The 22,697-nt window shown below is 61.5% G+C and carries 19 protein-coding genes; 13 read left to right on the forward strand and 6 right to left on the reverse strand.

Annotated features, from left to right (window positions below):
* Positions 1 to 476: DUF1559 domain-containing protein (locus VGY55_09730; GenBank protein ID HEV2970259.1), on the forward strand; the 476-nt coding region annotated here is incomplete at its 5' end.
* A gap of 112 nt (positions 477 to 588) precedes the next feature.
* Here the strand turns inward: VGY55_09730 and VGY55_09735 are convergent.
* On the reverse strand, positions 589 to 1,725 hold the full coding sequence (locus VGY55_09735; protein ID HEV2970260.1) for a fatty acid desaturase: 1,137 nt from the start codon (positions 1,723 to 1,725) through the stop codon (positions 589 to 591).
* Positions 1,726 to 1,807: 82 nt separating this feature from the next.
* On the opposite strand from VGY55_09735, the gene VGY55_09740 reads away from it, so the two are divergent.
* From VGY55_09740 to phoU, 6 genes are all read left to right on the forward strand, one after another.
* The gene (locus tag VGY55_09740) at positions 1,808 to 3,079 is read left to right on the forward strand and encodes a beta-ketoacyl-[acyl-carrier-protein] synthase family protein (GenBank protein HEV2970261.1); all 1,272 of its coding nucleotides are present in this window, start codon (positions 1,808 to 1,810) and stop codon (positions 3,077 to 3,079) included.
* A 165-nt stretch (positions 3,080 to 3,244) separates the two neighbouring features.
* Positions 3,245 to 4,294 (forward strand): PstS family phosphate ABC transporter substrate-binding protein, encoded by a 1,050-nt coding sequence (locus VGY55_09745; protein HEV2970262.1) that lies wholly within the window; start codon positions 3,245 to 3,247, stop codon positions 4,292 to 4,294.
* Between the two features lie 122 nt (positions 4,295 to 4,416).
* Positions 4,417 to 7,026, forward strand: coding sequence for an ABC transporter permease subunit (locus VGY55_09750; GenBank protein HEV2970263.1), 2,610 nt, complete (start codon positions 4,417 to 4,419; stop codon positions 7,024 to 7,026).
* Positions 7,016 to 9,022 (forward strand): ABC transporter permease subunit, encoded by a 2,007-nt coding sequence (locus VGY55_09755; protein ID HEV2970264.1) that lies wholly within the window; start codon positions 7,016 to 7,018, stop codon positions 9,020 to 9,022. The genes VGY55_09750 and VGY55_09755 overlap by 11 nt, the downstream gene beginning before the upstream one ends.
* Positions 9,023 to 9,056: 34 nt before the next feature.
* Positions 9,057 to 9,980 (forward strand): phosphate ABC transporter ATP-binding protein PstB, encoded by a 924-nt coding sequence (gene pstB / locus VGY55_09760; protein ID HEV2970265.1) that lies wholly within the window; start codon positions 9,057 to 9,059, stop codon positions 9,978 to 9,980.
* 134 nt (positions 9,981 to 10,114) lie between these two features.
* Positions 10,115 to 10,774 (forward strand): phosphate signaling complex protein PhoU, encoded by a 660-nt coding sequence (gene phoU, locus VGY55_09765; GenBank protein ID HEV2970266.1) that lies wholly within the window; start codon positions 10,115 to 10,117, stop codon positions 10,772 to 10,774.
* On the opposite strand, the gene VGY55_09770 is transcribed toward phoU, so the two are convergent.
* Positions 10,775 to 11,086, reverse strand: a complete 312-nt coding sequence (locus tag VGY55_09770) for a hypothetical protein (protein HEV2970267.1) — start codon at positions 11,084 to 11,086, stop codon at positions 10,775 to 10,777. It lies immediately after the preceding gene.
* A 208-nt stretch (positions 11,087 to 11,294) separates the two neighbouring features.
* Here VGY55_09770 and VGY55_09775 point away from each other — a divergent pair, with 208 nt between their 5' ends.
* Positions 11,295 to 12,278 carry a zinc-dependent alcohol dehydrogenase family protein gene (locus VGY55_09775; GenBank protein ID HEV2970268.1) on the forward strand — a complete coding sequence of 328 codons (984 nt, stop codon included), beginning with the start codon at positions 11,295 to 11,297 and terminating at the stop codon, positions 12,276 to 12,278.
* 78 nt (positions 12,279 to 12,356) lie between these two features.
* Positions 12,357 to 12,638, forward strand: coding sequence for a hypothetical protein (locus VGY55_09780; GenBank protein ID HEV2970269.1), 282 nt, complete (start codon positions 12,357 to 12,359; stop codon positions 12,636 to 12,638).
* A gap of 421 nt (positions 12,639 to 13,059) precedes the next feature.
* On the opposite strand, the gene VGY55_09785 is transcribed toward VGY55_09780, so the two are convergent.
* The gene (locus VGY55_09785) at positions 13,060 to 14,322 is read right to left on the reverse strand and encodes a PQQ-binding-like beta-propeller repeat protein (protein ID HEV2970270.1); all 1,263 of its coding nucleotides are present in this window, start codon (positions 14,320 to 14,322) and stop codon (positions 13,060 to 13,062) included.
* Between the two features lie 572 nt (positions 14,323 to 14,894).
* On the opposite strand from VGY55_09785, the gene VGY55_09790 reads away from it, so the two are divergent.
* From VGY55_09790 to VGY55_09805, 4 genes are all read left to right on the forward strand, one after another.
* A complete protein-coding gene (locus tag VGY55_09790; protein ID HEV2970271.1) occupies positions 14,895 to 15,632 on the forward strand; it encodes a glycosyltransferase family 2 protein in 738 nt (245 codons plus the stop codon).
* Between the two features lie 112 nt (positions 15,633 to 15,744).
* Entirely contained in the window at positions 15,745 to 17,067 is a 1,323-nt protein-coding gene (lpxB, locus tag VGY55_09795) for a lipid-A-disaccharide synthase (protein HEV2970272.1), read from the forward strand.
* 224 nt (positions 17,068 to 17,291) lie between these two features.
* Positions 17,292 to 17,900 carry a site-2 protease family protein gene (locus VGY55_09800; protein HEV2970273.1) on the forward strand — a complete coding sequence of 203 codons (609 nt, stop codon included), beginning with the start codon at positions 17,292 to 17,294 and terminating at the stop codon, positions 17,898 to 17,900.
* Entirely contained in the window at positions 17,887 to 18,690 is an 804-nt protein-coding gene (locus VGY55_09805; GenBank protein ID HEV2970274.1) for a hypothetical protein, read from the forward strand. Before VGY55_09800 ends, VGY55_09805 begins: the two co-directional genes overlap by 14 nt.
* Before the next feature lie 721 nt (positions 18,691 to 19,411).
* On the opposite strand, the gene VGY55_09810 is transcribed toward VGY55_09805, so the two are convergent.
* The 3 genes from VGY55_09810 to VGY55_09820 form a co-directional block, all read right to left on the reverse strand.
* Positions 19,412 to 20,491: an Mrp/NBP35 family ATP-binding protein gene (locus tag VGY55_09810; protein HEV2970275.1), complete on the reverse strand. Its 1,080-nt coding sequence runs from the start codon at positions 20,489 to 20,491 to the stop codon at positions 19,412 to 19,414.
* A 147-nt stretch (positions 20,492 to 20,638) separates the two neighbouring features.
* Positions 20,639 to 21,226: a hypothetical protein gene (locus VGY55_09815; protein HEV2970276.1), complete on the reverse strand. Its 588-nt coding sequence runs from the start codon at positions 21,224 to 21,226 to the stop codon at positions 20,639 to 20,641.
* Positions 21,227 to 21,228: 2 nt separating this feature from the next.
* On the reverse strand, positions 21,229 to 22,611 hold the full coding sequence (locus tag VGY55_09820; GenBank protein ID HEV2970277.1) for a sigma 54-interacting transcriptional regulator: 1,383 nt from the start codon (positions 22,609 to 22,611) through the stop codon (positions 21,229 to 21,231).
* Positions 22,612 to 22,697: the final 86 nt, after the last annotated feature.

Here is a 22,697-nt window from a genome sequence, read left to right on the forward strand (position 1 = left end):
TCCACGACGGCGCGAGCAAGACAATCTTGCTAGGGGAAGTCCGCGCCGGTTTGATCGCTCAAGACACTCGCGGCACCTGGGCGATGAGCGGCGGCGCCAGCGCGCTTTGGGCCCATGGCTATGTGCAGGACGACAATGGGCCGAACGCCATTTACCCCGACGCCGACGACGAGCGGACGTGCACCGAGGTGCAAACGGCTTTCGGTGGCAGTTCCGGCACCGGGAGCAAGGGACAAAAGATCTTAATGCAGATGGGAATGCCGTGCTGGAGCGGCAATGGGCCGGACTTCCAGCAAACCGCCCGCAGCATGCATCCAGGCGGCGTGCTGGTCGCCATGTGCGACGGCAGCGTCACTTGGATCAACGATTACATTGAGGTGGGCATCACCTACGGTAGCCCACCGGGCGCTCTGCGGTTGTGGGATAAGCTCAACCTGTCGAACGACGGGCTGGCGCTAAACGCCAACGGCTACTAGCGTCACAGCGCCCTCTACGTCGCAGCGCCCTCTACGTCACAGTGCCCTCTACGTCATCGCCGATCGCCTATGGAGTGCGATATCTCTCGCGCTGGCACGGCCGTTTGTCGACTCACGCGGCCGGGACCACCGGCTTACGGCCCGCTTCGCGCGACAGGCGCCATAGCCGTCGCAGAGCGCTCAATAAGCTCGATTCTTCGGTCGCCCGATAAGGCGAGTCGGTCGGCAGCTCGACCATCAGCCGGCGATGGGCCTCCGCCAAGTTGTGATAAGGGAGCGAAGGAAACAGATGGTGCAGGGCATGAAACCGCAGCCCGACCGGCGCCCAAAGCCCGGTCAACAGCGGCCGCCGCGGATAGTTCACCGAATCGAGCAACTGCTCGACAAACGTCAACTCGCGGCCGTCGTTGATAAACCGGTGCGCGCCGAGCGTGCGAATCGAATTGAGCAGCACGACCGCGACCCCCGTCAGATAGGCCTGCACGAGAAATGTGATCGGCAGCACACCGTGAGCAACCGGAAGGGCAACATACGGATCCGCTCCAGGCTGCAATCCGCGGAGGAGTAAAATGGCAACAGTCCAGCAAAATAAGCAACTGCCCAACTCTTGGAGTCGCCAGACGCGGAGCACCTCGCGCGATGGCAGCGGCCGCACGTAGCTCGGGTCCATCACCAGCGACGATGCCCGCTGATGGACCCACCGCCGCACTCCGGGAAAAACCCAAGTAAGTGGCGTGAGCAGCATGAAGCGGACCACGGCCAGGCCGGGGATAATCAGACTTTGCGACAGGTAAAACCAGATGGCCCAGGTGGATTGATGCCCCAGCGGCAGGTACTCGCCGTCTTGCTTGGTGCCGAAATGCTTGCGACGATGATGGTCCAGGTGCGTGTAATAAGTGAACGAGGGGAGCAAAAACGGGATGCCGCAGAGCAGGTTCCAAACCACCCGAAACACGCGGAATGATCCACTGCGGAAGTGCACGATCTCGTGGATGAATAGCGCGGCCCGATAATAAAGCAGGCTCGAAACCAGGAACAGCATTAGCTGCACGAAACGCCCGGACGGCCCGGGCATCCACGTCGGCACCCGGCGGACAAGCCCGAAACAGACCGCTCCCACCACCAGCGACATGAGGAAATCGGCCCAATAAACCCAGGGATTCGGCGCGAACAGGTCGCGGACGATGTGCCGCGTCTCGGCGAGCGAGAAGGAGGTCTGCTCCTGTTGTTCTTCTTCGACTTCAAGCATTCTTATCTCATCGGTCGAGAAACCCTCTATCCCTTGACGATTACCCAGTATCTTATCTCCGCGGCAAAATGCCGCCAATCCCATGTCCCCTGCCCCGGAAGTGGTGATAACTGGAATGGGGATCATTAGCCCCATCGGGATTGGGCGCGAGGCGTTTTGGGATTCGCTCGCAGCCGGCCGGAGCGGCGTGAGGCCGTATCAATCGTTCGACGCCAGCGGCTGCGGCGTGAGGTTCGGGGCCGAAGTGCTCGGTTTCGACCCCAAGGCGTTCGTCCGCCCGCGGAAGAGCCTGAAGGTCATGGCGCGCGAGATTCAATTGGGCTTCGCTGCCGCCGAAATGGCGCTGGCGGATGCCGGATTTTCTCCGTCGATCGTCGCCCCGGAGCGGCTGGGGGTCGTGTTCGGCGCCGATACGATCTATTCCGAGTTGGCCGAATGGTTGCCGGTCTATCGGCGAGCGATGGTTGAGGGCGAATTTGAATACGCTCGTTGGGCGCCGAGCGTGATGAGCGAACTTTACCCACTCTGGCTGCTAAAGTACTTACCGAACATGGCTGCCTGCCATGTGGCGATCGCCCACGACGCTCGGGGGCACAACAACTCGATCGTAATGGCGGAGGTTTCGAGCTTGTTGGCGGTGGCCGAGGGGATGCGGATCATCGAGCGCGGGCAAGCCGACATGATGATCGTCGGCGCGGCCAGCGCGATGCGGGTGCATCCGACTTCGCTGATCTTTCATGGCGATGCGCTGCTCTCACGGCGCAACGACAATCCGGCCGGTGCTTGCCGCCCGTTCGACGCCGATCGCGATGGGATGGTCAACGGCGAAGGGGCCGCCGCTTTCATTCTCGAAACGCGGCAACATTCCGAGCGGCGCGGAGCGCGCGCTCTCGCCCGAATCCTGGCCGCGTCGAGCCGCTTTGAACCAGTTCGCGATGGTCAATCGCTCCGCGGCACCGCGATACAACAATCGATCGTCGCCGCGCTTGATGCGGCGCGGCTCAGACCCTCGGAGATCGGACACGTCAACGCGCACGGCGACGGAACCATCGAGCACGATCGGGCCGAAGCCCAGGCGATTCACGAAGTGCTGGGAAACGTTCCTGTCACCGCCCCGAAGAGTTTCTTCGGCAACCTCGGCGCTGCCAGCGGGGCGGTGGAAATAGCGGTCAGCTTGTTGGCCTTCGAGAGAGGCCGGATCGCAGCGACGCTCAACTATTCGCGCCCCGATCCCGAGTGCCCGGTCAACGTCGTCCACGGCGCCGCGGAACCGTCCGGCAAGCCGGTAGCGCTGCTCCTCAATCAAGCGCCCTCCGGCCAATCCGCTGCGCTGCTGCTAGCGGCCCACAGTTGATCGAAGCATCTGCGCATGCTTCCGTGAGATGCGCGGAGACCGTATTCTCCACGGGCTAAACCTGCTTTTGTTTGCTTCCTAACGAAATCCTAACATTCGAGCCTTAAACTGTGGTGCAAGCGTACGAAAAAAGCCAATCGAAACCACGGTCAGGAGCATGGTCTTATGTTGAATTCATCGCTGTTTAAGCTGAGTTTATTGGTTTCGGGAATTGCCATCGCGTGTGGCGCGCCAGCAGTCGGCGCCGAGGGCGCGGGTCCGGTCCGTCTTGCGGCGGCTTCCACCGTTTCGACGGCTTCCTCATTAGCAGTCGCGGTGGATAAGGGCATTCCCGAGTATAAGAAAACCTCGGCCGAGGTATCCGGCTCGATCAAGATCGTCGGCTCCGACACGATGGCCGAAGTGTCGACGGGTTGGACCGAAGGTTTCCGCAAGTTTTATCCCGACGTGCAGGCGGAGGTGGAGGCCAAGGGATCGGCCACCGCGCCCCCCGCGTTGATTCAAATGACGTCGAACTTCGGTCCGATGAGCCGCGATTGGGCAAAGGGTGAGATTGATTTGTTCGAATCTAAGTTCGGCTATAAGCCGACCGTGTTGCCCGCGGCGATCGACATGCTGGCCGTGTATGTGAATAAGGACAATCCGATCCAAGGGCTGACGTTCCAGCAAGTCGACGCGGTGTTCTCGAAGAATCGCAAGGGGGGCGCCTCGAAGGAAATCACGACCTGGGGCGATCTGGGACTGACCGGTGAATGGGCCGACAAGCCCATCAATCTTTACGGCCGCAACTCGGCTTCCGGCACGTACGCCTATTTCAAGGAGCACGCGCTTTTCAAGGGAGACTATAAGGACACGGTAAAGGAAGAGCCGGGCAGCTCCGCCGTGGTTCAGGCCGTGACGAGCGACAAATTCGGCATGGGCTATAGCGGCATCGGCTACAAGACGGCCGGGGTTCTCGCGGTCCCGTTAGCGCTAAAAGCCGGCCAGTCGTTCATCCCCGCCGAACCGGCTAATGCCTACTCGGGCAAGTACCCGCTGGCCCGATTCTTGTACGTCAGCGTGAACTACAAGCCGGGGAGTAACCTCGACCCGTTGCGAGCGGAGTTCATCAAATACTTTTTGAGCCGTAGCGGCCAGGAGGAAGTGATCACCAACGGCTACTTGCCGATCTTGCCGAAGATCGCGACGGCGGATTTGAAGAAGGTCGGGTTGTGAGATCGTTGCCGGCGCGAGTTGATCAGCCGTGATCACCATGAGAGCGTGCTTGGGCAGTTGTCAAACACCGTGGGTGGCGGTCTCAGGGCCGTCACCCACTTTTGTCGGCAGACGAACCTGTCATGACGGAACAGCGAACATTCACGGGCGTCAGGCGCAAGCGCCAGACCAAACGGTCTGTCGCCGTGGGCGACCACGTTGCCAAGGGACTGATCACCGTCGGCGGTGTGGGGACGATTATCGCCGTGTTGCTCGTCTGCGCGTATCTCGTGTCGGTCGTCATCCCACTCTTTGCTCCCGCCAGGATCACGGCTTCGGAAAAGCTGGCGGACGTGCTCGATCGTGGCCCGCGCCCGTTGGCAGTCGGCGTGGATGAATTCGGGCTGATCGGCTGGGCGCTCTATCCCGACGGACGGATCCGCGCGTTTCGGATGGATAGCGGCGCGATACTGCAGGATTTGACTCCGGATAAGTCAGGGCTAGCCGGCGTGACAGCCGCTTCCTTTGCGGTCGACGGACAACAAGGAGCGTTCGGTTTCGGCGACGGTAAGCTACGATTGGGGCGGATCGAATTCACGACGAAGTTCTTCGAGCCGAAGGATGTATCGGACGCCGTGCGGAAGGGGACGGAATTGCACGCCGTTGAGATGGATCACGGAATGGTCACGCGCACGCCGAGCGGTCAGTTCCGTCTTCAACAGTTGAAAGTCGAATTGGAGGATCCGCTGGATAGCGGCGCGAAAGGGTCCGTGCTGTTGGTCGACCATGTGGCCGCTCCTTCGGGAAGCGTCTTCTGCACGTACATGTCGAATGGAAAGCTCCGGATCGCCGCGCCGCCAGCGGTGGGAGGTCTGAATCTCGGAGGCGAAGAGAGCGCCAAGCTCGTCGGCACAGATCTGGAGATTCCCTCATCGGTCGAGGGGCCGCCTAAGTATCTCGTGATCTCCGGATTGGGGGATTACGTCTATGCGGCCTGGGAAAACGGTCAGTTGCTGCGTTACGAAATCCGCGACGTCGAGAAACCGCGACTGGTCGAGGATTTGCGGATCTTCAGCGAACCCGGCGCGAAGCTCACTTCGCTCGTTCCGCTCTTGGGTGGCTTTACGATCGTCGCCGGCGATTCGCTCGGACAGGTGAGAACCTGGTTTCCAGTAATCGTAACCGATAGCAAAGATTCGGCTGGCCTCGACGGTCGCAAAATGGCCAACGCGCAAGCGTTCGCAGCCGAGGGTAGTCCGGTGACGGCGATGGTCTCGTCGCCGAGCGGGCGCGAGGTCGCCGCCGGCTATGGGAGCGGTCGAGTTCGCCTGTTGTTCATCACCAGTCAGAAGATTGTTCTCGATCAACTCGTGCAGGGCGGCAATCGCATCGATGCCCTTCGCGTCGGGCCCAAAGCGGACCGCGTCATTGCCGCGGCTTCCGGCGGAATTAGTAGTTGGGCATTCGACGAAGGACATCCCGATGCGACCCTCTCGGGTCTCTTCCTGCCGGTCTGGTACGAAGGGGAGCCTAATCCGAAACAGGTGTGGCAAACCTCCGGCGGGGAAGGTTCGGAGCCGAAGTTCGGACTGACGCCACTGATCTTCGGCACGCTCAAGGCGACATTTTACTCGATGCTCTTTGGCGCGCCGCTGGCCCTGCTGGCGGCACTCTACACGAGCGAGTTTCTGCACCCCAACAATCGCGCTCGGATCAAGCCCACGATCGAACTCATGGCCAGCCTGCCGAGCGTCGTGCTCGGGTTCTTGGCCGGCTTGGTCATCGCCCCCGTCTTCTCGCAAGTCGTGCCGGCGTCGCTCGCGGCGCTGGTCACCGTGCCGCTGACCTTGATGCTCGGCGCTTATCTGTGGCAATTGTTGCCCGTCAACTTGAGCATCCGGATGGCGTGGCTTCGATTTCCGGCAATGCTGTTCGTGGCTCTCCCAGTCGGATTGGCCGTGGCCGGGGCGGCGGGCCCGCGGGTCGAGCGGATCATGTTCGATGGCGACATCAAAGCCTGGCTCATTCATCAGCGCGGCAGCGGCATCCCGGGCTGGATGCTGCTCTTACTGCCGCTGGGGGCGATTGCCACCATGTTGTTCATGACGCGCGTCGTCAATCCCTGGCTCCGAGGGTTTGCGGGATCGTGGGGCCGCCAGCGCTGCGCTCTCATCGAACTAGGCAAATTCCTGATCGGCGTCTGCCTGACCGTCTTACTGGTCGGAGCGGTCGCGTGGATCCTGGATGCTGTGAAGATCGACCCGCGCGGCAGCTTGGTCGGCCGATATGAACAGCTCAACGCGCTGGTCGTCGGCTTCGCGATGGGTTTTGCGATCATTCCGCTGATTTATACGCTGGCCGACGATGCGCTCGCGTCGGTGCCGGCGCATCTCCGCTCGGCCTCGCTCGGGGCGGGCGCCACGCCGTGGCAGACCGCGGTGCGGATCGTCGTCCCCACGGCGATGAGCGGGCTATTCTCCGCGGTGATGATTGGTCTGGGTCGCGCGGTCGGCGAGACGATGATCGTGTTGATGGCGGCAGGCGGAACGCCGATCATCGACCTGAATCTGTTCAACGGTTTTCAGACGCTTTCGGCGGCGATCGCCTCCCAATTGCCGGAGGCGGCGGTCGGCTCGACCCACGCCCGGGTGTTATTCCTGGCGGCGTTGACGTTGTTTCTAATCACTTTCGTCATCAACACCGTCGCGGAGATGGTGCGGCAGCGGTTCCGCAGGAGGGCGTATGACCTCTGAACTTGCCACGCCGGCCAAAGCTTCGCCATCCAATAAACCGGCTGCTCGCGCCCCGCGAAAGCCGACCCGGCCCAAAGCCTCGCCGTTTACAACGCTCGCCGCGCGAGGCGAACCGATGGTCTGGCTCACGGGCGGGGCGCTCGCCGTCGCGCTGGTCATGGTCTTCGGGCTAATGGGATTGGTCGTGTATCAAGGGATCGGCACCTTCTGGCCGCAGCCGGTCGTGCGAGTGACGACCGTCGATGGCAAAGTGTACCTTGGAGAGATCGCGCGGTCGGAGGTCTATCGCCCAGAGGATCGCGTGTTTGCCGCGCTGCCGAAGGAGGCAGCCGAACAAGCTCGCGCCGCCGTCGCGAGCGCCGCCGGCCAGGCGACGAGGCGGCTCTACCGCGTCGGCAATTTTGAGTTGACCCAGGCGCCATTCCATTGGGTCGATGATTTTGCCGCAAGCGCTCAGGAGCGGCCGCAGTGGGCGATGGTCGTTGAGCGATTGGAGCACGGCCGGTTCTACGGCGAGCTACAGGCGCTCTTGATCGACGGGAAAGTCGTCGTCGACACGCCCGACGAGGCCTGGAAAAAATTCGACGAAATCCAGCCCGACGTTCGCCGCCGTTGGAGCGAAGCCCTCTCGCTCGATAAGCATGAGCTGGGTGCCATCCATCGCGAGGAGAAACGGGCTCGGTTGGCCAGAATTCAGGCGGGGCTCGATTATGGCGAAGATTCTCCGCAGTACAAAGCGGCGGGCGAAGAGGTCGAGCGCATCGCCAAGTCAGCGCGAGAGCAGAGCAAATCGATCCAAGCGGAAATCGACAAGCTGCATGCTGAAAACGCCCGCTATCAGCTTCGCCTCAAGCCGGTTCAAGCCGCGGCGATGGACATCCCGGCGGATATGATCGTGCGCGCCTATCCGGCCAATCAACTCGGTTTCGGCGACAAGGTCGGCATCTACTTCTCCCGATGGAGGGAATTCCTCCTCGACGACCCGCGCGATTCCAACACGGCCGGCGGCTATTTCCCGGCCATCTGGGGCACGATGGCGATGACGCTCATCATGACGATCATCGTCGTGCCGTTCGGAGTGCTCGCCGCGCTATACTTGCGCGAATATGCCAAGGCGGGGCCGATCACCAGCGCCGTGCGGATCGCCATCAATAATCTCGCCGGCGTGCCGAGCGTCGTGTTCGGAGCGTTTGGGTTGGGGTTCTTCTGCTATGGAATGGGAAAGTATATCGACGGCGGGCCGGATAATCCCTGGCCCCCATTGATTTGGTTTGCCGCACTGGCGGCCGTGGGGCTGCTTGGCGTCGCGGCATTCTTTATCGGCGTCGCCGGCACGCCACGAATCGGCGCGCTCGCATCGCAACGCAGCTTAAGCCTCAGACGACTGTCGATGACGCTCTGGCTCGTTTCGCTCGGCGTGGCCGTGCTGCTAGTCGCCAAGACGCCGTTCTTTCATGGGTTTTTCCGGGCGAGCCTGGCGGACAACGATCCGACGTTCAACAAAGGGGGCCTGCTGTGGGCCTCGCTGACGCTAGCTTTGCTCACCGCTCCCGTGGTGATCGTGGCGACGGAAGAGGCGCTGGCCGCGGTGCCCAATTCGATGCGAGAAGGCTCCTATGCCTGCGGAGGAAGCAAATGGCAGACCATCCGACGGATCGTCTTGCCGCGCGCACTCCCCGGAATACTCACCGGGATGATCCTGGCGATGGCTCGTGGGGCGGGCGAGGTCGCGCCGCTGATGCTGGTGGGGGTCAAGAAATACACGCCCGAACTGCCGCTCGACTCCGTCTTCCCGTATGTGCATCCCGATCGCAGCTTCATGCACTTGGCGTATATGATTTATGATGTGGGCTTTCAGAGTCCCGATAGCGAGGCCGCCCGACCGATGCTATTCACGACCACGCTTTTGTTGATCGCGATCGTCGCGTTCGCGAACCTGGCGGCAATCTGGTTGCGCAAGCGGTTGCGGCGGAAATTCATCAATGCTCAATTCTAGAACGAACGACATCGCGTCGGGCACCGAGATTTCTATGACATCTTTCAATTCAGCTTCTCCAACGGTTGGGGCGCCGAGCGGCGCGACCGTCACTGCTCCGGGCGCCCGCCCTGCCGCGAATTCGCACGCTGCGGGAGACCGGCTCTCCGCGATCACCCGTGGCGAGCGATTTCCGGCGGAAGTCCATCCGTCGCTTGCCAAGGAGGTCCCGGTCGTCAAGATCGAAAACTTCTGCCTCTGGTACGGCCAGAAGCAGGCCTTGCACGATGTCACTTTCTCCGTCCCGTTGAACAAAGTGACCGCCCTGATCGGACCCAGCGGTTGCGGCAAATCGACACTATTGCGCTCGGTCAATCGGCTCAACGACCTCTTGAGCAACGTGCGGATCGAAGGCGACATGCAGCTCAACGGCGACTCGATCTACCGCACGGCCGTCGACGTGATCGAGCTGCGCAAGCGGATGGGAATGGTATTCCAGAAGCCGAATCCCTTCCCGATGAGCATCTACGAAAACGTCGTCTATGCCCTGCGGATCGACGGGATTCGCGATCGCGGCCTGTTGGATGAAGTTTGCGAGCGGAGCCTCCGCGGCGCCGCCCTCTGGGACGAAGTGAAGGACCGGCTGCACGAGAGCGCGCTCGGCCTGTCGGGAGGGCAGCAACAGCGGCTCTGTATCGCTCGGGCGATTGCCGCCGAACCGGAAGTGCTGCTCTTGGATGAGCCCTGCTCGGCCCTCGATCCAATCGCCACCGGCAAGGTGGAAGACCTGATTCACGAACTTCGCGGTTCGTACTCCGTATTGATTGTAACCCACAATATGCAGCAGGCCTCGCGGGCCAGTGATTATACTGCGTTCATGTACCTGGGGCATTTAATCGAATACGGCCCCACGACCGACATTTTCACGAAACCCGTTCTTAGGGAAACTGAAGACTACGTGACCGGAAGATTCGGCTGACGCCGGAAATACAAAATACGAAGTGCGAATCGTGGCAGCCAGCCGAGCAAGGCGCTTTTTCAAGTTCGCTTCGGTCTTTCCGGATGCTCTCTTGTTCGTACTTTGTACTTCGCACATCGTACTTTCTATTTGTTATGACCAAGCACATCCTGCGTCAGATCGATAATCTCAAGCAGAAGATTCTTTATGTCGGCACGCTCGTCGAGGAAGCGATCGCCAACGCGATCTCGGCCTTGATCAACCGCGATGCGGCGCTGGCCGAGAAAATCATCGCCAACGACGCGGTCGTCGATCGGATGGAAGTTGAGGTCGAGGAAGAATGCCTAAAAATTCTCGCGCTGTATCAGCCGGTTGCCGCCGATCTGCGGTTCGTGGTGGCCACGCTCAAGATCAATAACGATCTCGAGCGGATGGGTGACTTGGCAAAGAATATCGCCAAGCGCGTGGCTTATATCGCGAAGGCGGACCCGGTCGACGTGCCGATCGACTTCCGCGGCATGGCCACGCAGGCGCAACACATGGTCAAGCAAAGCCTCGACGCCCTGGTCAACGCCGACGCCAATTTGGCCCGGCAGGTCCGGATCGAGGACGACATGGTCGATGCGTCTCGGCAGCGAATTCGCCAACAGGTGCTTCAAGGCATTCGCCGCATCCCCGAGCGAACTGAATACCTTCTCAAGCTCAATTCGGTCTCGAAGCACCTCGAGCGCCTGGCCGATATGGCCACGAACGTCGCCGAGGACGTGATCTACATGGTCGAAGGGGAAATCGTTCGCCATCAGGCGAGCGAATGACTACTTAATCTTCGAGTCGATCGTCGCGATCGAGACGGCGTCTCCCTCGACGTTCATCCTCACCCGGACCTGAGTCCCCGTCTTCAAGTCCATCAGCTTCGACGGCTTGCCGTTGATGGTCACTTGAACCGAATCGGCGAGGTTCAGGTTCGATTTCATACCGCCGGCGTCCAACAAGACGAGCTTGCGCGCGTCGACCGACACGATCGCGCCCTCCTTCACGTTCGGGTCGTCGGCGGGCGCCGCGCGAGTCATCCGGATCGTCACCGTGAGCGCCAAAAGAATCGCGATGGGTGCGATGAGCGTCTTCATACGAATTCCTCCTCCCAAAGCTCCGGGAATTGTCACAAACTTGCGACCTGGGCTTGGTTTCAGGGCGCACTGCGCTGCAAAGCTCATGCCGCTGTCGCACCACTTCGACCGACAACTGCTTTATTCTCCGAATCCGCGTTCATCCGTGCCAATCAGTGGCTAATAATGACGGTATCGCCTGATCCGACAGATTTCGGAACCAAAGTTTATGCGCGCGATGGCGCTTTCCGCGGCTGGTTCGCCGCTGATCGAGACGGAGTTGCCCGAGCCTCGGCCGGGCGCGGGTCAGCTTCTGGTGCAGGTTCGGGCCTGCGGTGTTTGCCGCACCGATCTGCATGTCGTGGACGGCGAGCTGCCAGACCCGAAGCTGCCGCTGGTGCCGGGGCATGAGATCGTCGGCGTCGTCGCGCGGCTCGGCGAGCGCGTCGAGCGATTCGCGATCGGCGATCGAGTCGGCGTGCCGTGGCTCGGGTTCACGTGCGGCAAATGTCCCTACTGCCTGTCGGGGCGGGAAAATCTTTGCGACTTCGCTCGCTTCACCGGCTACACGCTCGACGGCGGCTACGCGGAATTCGCGCTCGCCGACGAGCGCTGCTGCTTTCCGATCCCCGCCGGCTATTCCGATGCCGCGGCGGCGCCCCTGATGTGCGCCGGGCTGATCGGGTATCGCTCGCTCGTGATGGCGGGCGACGCGCGGCGGTTGGGCATTTACGGCTTCGGCGCGGCGGCTCACATCATCACTCAAGTGGCGCGACATCAAAGGCGGCAAGTGTTTGCCTTCACGCGGCCGGGAGACGAAGCGGGCCAGCGGTTCGCGCGCGGACTCGGCGCCGTGTGGGCAGGCGATTCGACCGCAGCTCCACCTGAGGCCTTGGACGCCGCGATCATCTTCGCCCCGGTCGGATCGCTCGTGCCGCAGGCTCTGCAAGCGTTGGCCAAGGGGGGCGTCCTCGTTTGCGCCGGCATCCACATGAGCGACATCCCGAGCTTCCCCTATCGGCTGCTGTGGGGCGAGCGAACGGTGCGCTCGGTCGCGAACCTCACTCGCCGTGACGCCGAAGAGTTTCTAGCCATCGCCCCGCAGATCCCCGTCCGCACCGAAGTCCAAACCTTCCCGCTCACCGAAGCCAACGAAGCCCTCCGCCGGCTGCGCTGCGCCGAGATTCGAGGAGCGGCGGTTTTAGAAGTGTAATTCAATTGTAACGTAGGCAACCTCAGGCCAGGGATGCTATGCTTTGGCTGGTGGCAGACATTCGAGGTAATTGAAGAAATGGTACAGTCCGTGGACACTACGAACTACGACGTTGCCGCATTTGATCGCGTCACCGATCCGATTCTGAGAATCCTAACCGCTGACCAGGCCCGCGCGCTCATCCAATATCGCGGCGACGAAGCGCTCCGCCTGCGGATCGAGGAATTGGCTGCCAAGAGCAACGAGGGCGACCTCACCGCGTTGGAGCAGGCCGAATACGAAGCCTATGTGCGGGCCAATAAATTTGTTGCCGTCCTGCAAGCGAAGGCCCGAAGAATCCTCGCCGGCCAACCGAATTAGTGATGGACCGCGCGACTCGAAATCGTGTTAGTGCGCGAGCGCGGAATCGTTGCGAATATTGTCGGCTGCGTCAGGACGAGACCCCGCTGGCGCCGTTACAGATTGAACACATCATTCCGCGCAAGCACGGCGGCGACGATAATACCGACAACTTGGCGCTGGCTTGCATCGACTGCAATTTGGCGAAGGGGCGAATATTGCGGGCATTGACCCCGAGACAAAGCAGGTAACATCGCTGTTTCATCCTCGTCGCGATCGGTGGCGCGATCATTTCGGATGGCGACGCGTACGAGTCGTCGGCAAGACCGCTGTTGGTCGAACAACCATCGAAGTTCTCCGGATGAATTCCGAAGACCAACTCGAGTTGCGGCGAGCAAGAAGCTCGGGTTGAGAAGATCTCACGACCGCAACCTCCTTCGTGCTAATGCTCTTCAATCCGATACAAGGTCGTCTTCGTCCGCAGGATGAGTGATTGGCCGACGGCGGCCGGCGAGGCTTTGCAGCCGTCGCCGAGCGTGTTGGCGGCTAACTCTTCATACTTGTGACCAGCCGCGACGACCGTCGTCTTTCCGCCCTCGTCGCAAAAGTAGAGGCGCCCCGCCGCGTAGATTGGCGAGGCCGAGAAGTCGCCTCCGAGGCGCTTGCTCCAGACCTCTTTGCCGGTCTGGGCATCGATGCAGGAAGCCACGCCGGCGTCGTGGACCAAATAGATCAAACCTTCGACGAGCAGCGGCGACGGCTTCGATCCGACGCTTTTCGTCAGCTTCCAGGCGATGTTCGTGTCCGTGAGATCGCCGTCCCCTTCCGGCCGCACTGCCAGCAGATTGGCCTTGCCGAAGCCGGTGTTGATGAACAGCAGCCCGTCGCCAAACACGGGGCGCGCGGCGGACGAGTACCCGGTGTGCCGGATTCGCCAGAGTTCCTTGCCGGTCCGCGGATCGTAGGCCAGAGCCGCCTTCGAGCAAGCGCTGATCAACTCCAATCGCCCCGCCGCTTCGATCACCAGCGGCGTCGAAAACGACTTCTTCATATCGCCGTCGGTCGTGCCGTAGTCCACGCTGCGGTCGGTCTTCCACACGGTCCGGCCGGTTTGCTTGTCGAGAGCGATCAGATATTGATAGTCAAATCCGTCGAAATCCAGGATCAGCAGATTTTCGAACAGGATCGGCGACGAGCCGGGGCCGCGGAAATGATTGCAGGGCAAATCGCGGCGTTGCCAAAGCACGTCGCCGCTCTGCGTGTCGAGGCAGGCCGTGCCGTAACTGCCGAAATGGATGTAGACCCGCCCCGGCTCGATCACCGGAGTCGGCGAGGCGTAGCTGTTGTATTGGCGGGTGTCGGCCGGGCTATCGACATCGAAGAGTTCCAGATCGCGAATGATGTGTCCGGTGGCCAGATCGACGCAGATGGCAAACAACTTCTTCCCGTCGGCAGTGGCCGTGGTGAGCCAAATCTGGTCGCCCCAGACCACGGGGCTCGACCAGCCGCGATCGTGGATCGGCGTCTTCCAGCGAATATGCTCGGTTTCGCTCCAAGTGAGCGGCACTCGCGCCGCGGCGCTGTGCCCCTGGCCGTCCGGGCCGCGAAATTGGGGCCAGTTTTCCTCAGCTTGTAGCCGGCCATAACAGATAAGCGCGCCAACGAACCAACCGAGAATACCGAGTGACTGACGCGCGTTAAGCATGCTATCGAATCTCCTCAGCACTGGATCATAGCCCAAAGCCATGCTCGAAATCAAACCGCTGTGCTACCTGACAGAGACCCCGTAAATCGCGCGGGCAACACAATTCGTACGGTCGGCGATTGCCAGACTCGCACGTTGTAAGTCTTACAATTCGGTGTCGATTGGATCGATTCCGCTCGCGGATCAGCCGCGGTGCCAACCCTAGTTTTTCCGTGATTTCTCCGCCATCGCTCCAGAAATCGAGTCGAGCAGCCGGGATTGGCACGCGCGCTGCTCTATAGGGCCATCGCTCAAGTTCGACCCAGTTGGCCGCGAGCGACGCCCGCACGCCGCTCGCGGCCAAGACCGCAATCGCAACGTCGAGCACCGTGAACTTTATCAGCCTTGTCGCCGCAGTATGGCGACCACTGCCCGCCTCGGGAGAGCTTGCTTTTCACGGCTAAAGGGCCCGGTCGGCTGCTTGTCGGCTCACCGGGCCCTTTTTTTATTCCAACTGACCTTTGCTCATTTGCCGGGGTTTGCCATACTTCCGGCGCCCCCAATGCCAAATCCTCGGTCGCAAGGATGCGACGATGGTCCGTTACTCCGTTATTATTCCCCAACGCGATTGCGGCGAGCAGCTTCGCAGTCAAGTGCCGCGGCTTCGAGCGGAACTAGATCGCTTGTCACTTCCCTACGAGATTCTGTGCGTCGACGACGGTTCGGCGCCCGCGACTCTCGACGTGCTTAACGAATTGCTGAGCTGCGAACCGGCGTTGAGGCTCCTGCGGCTTGCGGAGCCGGCCGGCACGAGCACGGCGCTCTCCGCCGGCATTGCCTCCGCACGCGGCGAGATCTTGATCGCCATCGAGGCGGGAGACCACTACTCGGTCGATCAAGTTCCGCACCTGGTCGCGCGGCTGTCGCGGCTCGATTTGGTGTTCGGCCGAATGCGGCTCGGGGCCTGGCGGAAATTCTGGCACCGCGTCGGGCGGATTCCACGCTGGATGCTCTTGGGTCTCGAAGTCCGCCATCCGGATTGCCTGTTTTGGGCAGCGCGGCGCGAGGCCGTCGAAGGGATTCATCTGGCTCGCGGGATGCGGCGCTATCTACCTTGGCTGGTGGCGCGGCGCGGCTTTCGCGTCGGCGACATGTATGTGGATGAAAACCCGAGTCGAACCTGCTTGCACGATCCGCGCGCGAATCCGTTCGATCTGCTCACCGCCTGGTGGACCTGCCGCCGCTGGCGCAACGACACGGCGCAAGAAATCCGACCGGCGACGATTGTCCATCACGAACTCGAGATGGCGGCGGTGAACAAGAAGTTTTGACAGGATTAACCGGATCGACAGGATTTCCAATCAAGCCGATACGACAAGCACGCGACCAAAGAAGATCATTCCTGCAAATCCTGTTAATCCTGTCGAAACAACGTCCGCTCGCATGAAGATATTCTTTTCCGCGGGGGAGCCGAGCGGCGATCTGCATGGCGCGAACTTGATTCGTCAGCTTCGTGCTCGCCGGCCGGACATCGAGTGCGTCGGCTATGGCGGGCCGCTCATGGCGGCGGCCGGCTGCGAGTTGCACGCCGATCTAACCGCGCTGGCCGTGATGTGGTTGCTTCGCGTGCTGTTGAACATCCACAAGTTTCTTGCGCTGGCCAGCCGAGCCGATCGCTATTTCCGCCACCATCACCCCGACGCCGTCGTGCTGATCGACTATCCGGGCTTCAATTGGTGGATCGCGCGGCGGGCGAAGGCCCACGGCATCCCGGTCTTCTACTACGCCCCGCCGCAAATTTGGGCTTGGGCGCAGTGGCGCGTGAAGAAGATGCGGCGGCTGGTGGACCACGTGCTGTGCAGCCTGCCGTTTGAGGAAGCCTGGTTCAAAGAGCGCGGCTGCAACGCAATCTTCGTCGGACATCCGTATTTCGACGAAGTGCGACAGCAGCAGCTCGACCAGGACTTTCTAGCCCGAATGCGGCGCGACGATCGGCCGCTGGTGACGATCCTGCCCGGCTCGCGCACTCAGGAGGTCACGCAGAATCTCGATTGGTTTCTGCGGGCGGCGGCGGTCGTGAAGGCGCGGGTGCCGAACGTGCGTTTCGCCGTCGCCGCATATAAGCCGCATCAAGCCCAATTCGCCCGCGAACGAATCAAGGAGACCGGGCTGGCGATCGAGGTGTTCGTGCGCAAGACCCCGGAACTGATCCATCTGGCCGAATGCTGCATGGCCGTGAGCGGCTCGGTGTCGCTGGAACTCTTGTATCAGAAGAAACCGACGGTGATTTTGTATTGGATCAATCGGTTCGCCAATTTCATACAGGCCCGGTTTCGGCGGGTGAAATACATCACGCTCGTGAATCTACTCTCGGCGAACGATATCTTCGTCGAGCGCGGCGCGGCCCGGCAGGAGACCCGCAAGCCGGCCGGATCGGACCGCGAACGCGAGTCGTTCCTGGAGCAGCGCGACCGCGTGCTGTTTCCCGAATATCTAACGTCGAGCGACAAGACGCTGGAGATCGCGGCCCACGTGATTCGCTGGCTGGTGGTGGAGGAGACGCGCGAGGGCCTGGTCGCCGAGTTGGCGAAGCTGAAGGCCCGCATCGGCCACGGCGGCGCATCGCGGATCGCCGCCGACTATATTTTGGGCGAGTTGGCCAAGCGCGCGGCGCCGATCCCGCGGCCGCACTTCATCCCCGGCATGGCGGTTGCGTCGAGCGGCGGCGCGGTTGAGCCAACGGAAGCTGCGACGCAACGCCCGTAGCAAGCGGTCCCTAGCCACTGGCCACGGATCGACGCTCAACGTATGCTACCGATGAATCCTTGTAGTCTCCTCGTATTTGAGTTTGGAGTTTGTCCGTGCTGATTGGCAACGTGCCTCCAACCGCGTGGGATCTGAACTTCTCGTTATTTCGGATCCCCGTGCGTGTGCATCCACTTTTCTGGCTGGTCTCACTTCTTTTGGGGCCACACGCTCCGCCACAATTGGTGATTTGGGTTCCGGTGGTATTCGTCTCGATTCTCGTCCACGAGATGGGACACGCCTTGATGATCCGCCAATTCGGCTGGTGGCCATCAATCCTGCTTTACACATTCGGCGGACTTGCGATTTATCAGGCGACTCATCGCGATCCGCGGAAGCAGATGCTGATATCATTCGCCGGACCGCTGGCTGGATTCTGTTTGGCGGCGGCCGTGGTCATTGCGCTGCGGGCCGCCGGACATCCATTGACGTTTCGCTCGGGAGGCCCGTTTGGGTTTCAAATCGAGCGGGAAGGATTTAAGAACGTCAATTTGGACTTGCTGGTCGATTTCCTGCTGTTTGTGAACATCGCTTGGGGTCTGATCAACCTGCTGCCGGTTTATCCTTTGGACGGCGGCCAATTCCTGTATGCCCTGCTGGACTCCGTGCGCGTGCCAGATGCGTTGGTCAAATCTCTCTGGGTCTCGATCGTCACGGCGACGGCGGTGGCGATTTACGCGGTAGCCCGAATGCACGACTTCTATCTGGCGGCCATGTTTGGCTACCTGGCGTTCACAAGTTTTCAAACGCTTCAGGCCCACTCGAGTCGCGGCGGCGGATATGGCAGATGGTGAGCGGAAGAACGGGCAGAGCTTGGCGCCGCGGCGCGTCGTCCTGTTGGGAGCGAGCAACCTGACCCGCGGCATCTCGACGGTAATCGAGACGGCCCAGGGAATCTTGGGCGGTCAGCTTGAGGTGCTCGCGGCGCTTGGTCACGGCCGCTCCTACGGCATGGCCAGCCGTGTTTTGGGCCGGGAATTGCCGGGGATTTTGCAATGCGGGCTGTGGAACGCCCTGTCCTCCCTGCCACCGGCGCCAACGGCCGCGCTTGTCACCGACATCGGTAACGATCTGCTCTACGGGGCATCGGTCGGATCGATCCTCGACTGGGTCGGCGCGAGCTTCGATCGGCTGGCGCTTTCGGAGGCCAGAACGATTGTCACGCTGCTGCCGCTGGAGAGCATCGCCAGGCTCTCGAAGCGGCGCTTTCTTTTGATGAGGACAGTCAACTTTCCCAAGTGTCGCGCTGGGCTCGATGAAGTTCTCTTGCGCGCCGGAGAATTGAACGCGGGCCTCATCGACCTGGCCCGAGCGCGGCGGATTCCGACGGTCGCGCTGCGCGGCGCATGGTATGGATTCGATCCGATCCACATTCGTCTGCGATTCTGGAAATCGGCGTGGCGCGAGATTCTTTCCGGATGGTGCGATGCGCCTGCGGCAGCGGCTTTTGCTCGCGGATCGCTCACTCGCTGGCTATATCTGCGGTCGCGCGCGCCGGAAGCGCGCCGGCTGTTCGGCGTCGCGCGCCGCGCGCCGCAACCGTCGGGACGATTGCGCGACGGCACCACGATCGCGCTCTATTGAGAATGCAAGATGCGCGGCGCGAAGCGCGGAAATGATTTCTTCATTCGTCATCGCGCATCCTTAGTTCGCCGCGCTCTCTTGACTCGCGCGAAAAACTTTTGAAAGATTTATCAAAGTCGTGTTGCACATTCTGAAGGAATTCGTACAACTACGTTTCATGTGTCCCGTGCATCAGAGGAATTCGTCGCTCGAGTGGATCGCGGAAGTGCGATCGATCGAACGGCTTCCTAGGATGGGAACTGTTTTTTGTTTTGTGGTGTGACCGCTTCGCTTCAATCTTCCCGCGTTGGGAAGAGAGGGCGAGCCAAGTTGCACCGGAACCTTTTGTACGGAGGACGTGCTGTGGCCAAGAAGAAGAAGGCCGCCAAGAAGAAGGCGGGCGCGAAGAAGTCAGCGAAGAAGTCGGCCAAGAAGAAGAAGAAGTAGGCCGCCAGGGAGCGGCGTCTCAGACGACGCTGGCTCTCACGACGCTGGCTCGCGCGATGAATATCGCGCGACATGCTTCGCGCGGTGACGCGCTCTGGCGCGCCGCGCTCTTCATGATACGACGAGAAAGAGCCTCGCGGGTTGGCAACAGCCCGCGAGGCTCTGATTGTTTGCGAGGCGGAAGTTCGCGTGTTGGAGTTCAGTCGTCAGGCTGCGCCTTGCAAGCTAGAAGCCTGAACTCCACCGTGATTTCCGTGAATTCCCGTGTATTTCCGGCCGTTTTTCGCCGTCCGGGTCACAGCACCGGCAGCGTCGGCATTGGCGGGTGACGGCGGTGCTGATCGGCCAGGTTCTTGACCAGGCGGAAGCAGATCGCCTCTAGGAACGGCGCCGACACCGGGTCGTCGAAATTTCGGGTCGTCTGCCCTTCGTCGCCGAACACGCGGATCGAAATGTTGATCGGAACCTCGCCTAAGAAGGGCATGTCCAGCTCGGCCGCTCGGCGCTTCGCCCCGCCGCTGCCGAAGATGTCGTAACGCTTGTTGCAGTTCGGGCAAACGAAATAGCTCATGTTCTCGACCATCCCGAGGACTGGGATATTCACCTTGCGGAACATGGCGATCGCCTTCACGGCATCCAAAAGCGCGACGTCCTGCGGCGTGCAAACGACCACCGCGCCGGTGAGCGGCAGCAGTTGCGAAAGCGTGAGCGCAATGTCGCCCGTGCCCGGCGGCATGTCGATCACGAGGTAATCGAGGTCGCCCCAGAGCGTGTCGCGGAGAAACTGCGTGATCGCGCCGTGCAACATCGGCCCGCGCCAGATCACGGCCTCGCCGGGCGGCATCAGAAAGCCCATCGACATCACGCGCAGCCCATCCACCTCGATCGGCAGGATCCGCTGTTCGCTCACCTCTGGCTTGCGATTGACGCCCAAAAGATGTGGGATGCTGGGGCCGTAGACATCGGCATCCATCAGGCCGACTGTCGCGCCGGCGCGCTTCAGGCCGAGCGCCAAGCAGGAAGCGATCGTGCTCTTGCCCACGCCTCCCTTGCCAGACCCAACGGCGATCACACTCTTGGCAGTGAGCCCGATCTGGCCGAGCTTCTGCGGCGGGCGGTCGTGAACCGCCAAGTTGACTTCGACCGTATTCAATTGCGGGAAGCGGCTCCGCAGCAGCTCGACCAAGTCCGCTTGAGTCGTCTTCCACAGCGGAGCGGAGTGGGTCGTGAGCGCGAGTGTGAGCGACAAGCAATCGCCGGCCAATCGCACATCGCGCACTTGATCCATCTCGACGATGCCGCGGCCCGTCTCGGGATCAGGAAAGTCATTGAGCGCGGCTCGGACCGCGGCTTCGCTTAATTGGTGTTCGTCCATGTCGTATTCTCACTTATGAGTTCAGTCAGAGACTTAACCGCCAAGAACGCCAAGAACGCTAAGAAGAATCCATAAGCTACAGCCATGCTTCGCCGGCGTCGCCGATTCCGATGCCTTTTGTCTTGGCGTCCTTGGCGTCTTGGCAGTTTATTCCATAGCTTCCGACCAAGGTAAATTCGCGTGAATTTCGTCGGTCGGTGTCTCGACCGTCTCCGCGGCTCGGAAACGTTTCAAGCGGCGATCCACGATGTCCGCCACTTCGCCGAGCCGCCGCGGGGAGATGATGAAGTGTACTGCCCCCGCCTCGCGGATCAAGTCGCGATAGCCGGCCAGGCGTCGATCGGCCAGCGCTACGAGCGCCGCTTGAGGAAATTCTCGATCGAATCGCGATAACGCAGCGAGCATCTCTCCCGCACCCGCCTCGGTCAACTCCGCTGCAATCACGGCCGTCGGACACTGAGCCAATCGTTCCCGACATTCCCCCCAGGAACGAACCTCGATGATGCGGACCGGTACCGGACTGCCAGATGATCGCCGGCGCCATTTGACCGTCCCCTCTCCCTTTGGGAGAGGGTTAGGTTGAGGGGAAGTGGCGATCGACTCTGCCTCACCCTCACCGCGGCCCTCTCCCGGAGAGAGAGGGAGAAGAGGCCGCGATTCGCGGCCCAGCTCTTGACGCAATGCGGCGGCCCAGTGCCCGTCGCGCTCCAGCACAATTAATTGGCCGGCAGGCAAATTCAATCCTCCTCCTCAAGGCCCAATTGCACCATTCGGCGATAGAGCCGCGGGCGGGTGAGCCCGAGCAGGCGCGCCGCTTTGGTCTTATTTCCTTTGCAAAGCCGCAGCGCCCGCTGGATCAACTCCAACTCGATGCTCCCCAGGAATTCCTCGATTTTGATCGGCTGGGGATCGCGTCGTGGGCGGCGGTTCGCGGCTGCGGTCAGGAAAATCCGTTGCGGCAGGTCGCGCGGACCAACTAGATTCCCCTCGGCCCGCTCGTGCGCCTCGCGGACCATCGCCGCCAGCTCGTCGATGTTGCCGGGCCAAGGATAGGCGGCGAGCTGGTCGAGCGCCTCGGGTGAAAAGCCGTGCAATTGCCGATCGCCTTGAGCGTTCAACTCTTCGAGAAACATCTGCGCCAGCAGCGGCAAATCCTCGCGGCGCTCGGCCAGCGGCGGAAGCTGGATTTCGATCGTCGAAAGGGCGCAGGCCAGGTCGTGGCGGAATTCGCCGCGCGACGCATATTGCTCGAGCGGCGCCGCGGCCGTCGAGACGATTCGCAACTGAGAATCGCCGCCGATTTGCCCGGCCAACTTGGCCTGCGCCTCGGCCGGCAGCTCGGGCACGTCGGTGAGCAACAGCGTGGCGGCAGGACGATCGGCCGATAATTTCTGTCGGCCGAGCAACGCGGAAAGCGTCGAACGGAGCAATTCAGTTCCCAGCGTGGCGCAGGACAGTGGCACCAGATCGCCGATCTCGGCAGCCGACTGACCGTAATGGATGGCCTTGGCCACATGCTGACGACCGCTCCCCTGCTGCCCGATGACCACCGCTGCCGCACGACTGCGCCAAGCCAGCCGCACCTGCGATCGCACTCGCGCCATTGCAGGACTTTCGCCGACCAAACGATCCATTTGCCATGGAGCGCGCAACTGGTCGTGAAACTGCGCGAGCCGCTCGTGCAGGGCGTTGGACTCGGCGGCTAAATCGTCCGCATCGATCGAGGCCGCAGAGCCGGGCGGCATGTCGTTCAGCGCAGCGATCGCGAAGACACCGGCGCAGTTCTCGTTTTCATCGAACAACGGGATGAACTCGGCCTTTCGATGGATTAGCTGACCATTACCGCCGCCGCGTGAGACGGCGGCCCGCATTCTCGCGCCGGCGAGCGCTTCCGGCGGCGGGCAGAGTCCCGCGATCTTTGCATCCAACGGCGACCCGATCGGGCTGGAATGAAAGGCGCACGTCTGGCCGATCAGGTCCTCGATGGGCACGCCGAGCCAAGTGGCGCAGGCCGGGTTGGCATAGACGATCCGCCGTTCGTCGTCCAATACGTAGATCGGTATGGCGATCGAGGCCAGCAGCCGAGCGAGTTCGGCGGTTAACGTGCGCAGTTGAACCATGCGGCGGCAAGCAGGCTAAAATGCGAAATCGCGTCGTTGAACAAAGATCAATCAATCGGTCAACTTTCAGCCTACTTGTCGGCCAT

Source organism: Pirellulales bacterium (assembly GCA_035939775.1).
Classification (GTDB): domain Bacteria; phylum Planctomycetota; class Planctomycetia; order Pirellulales; family DATAWG01; genus DASZFO01.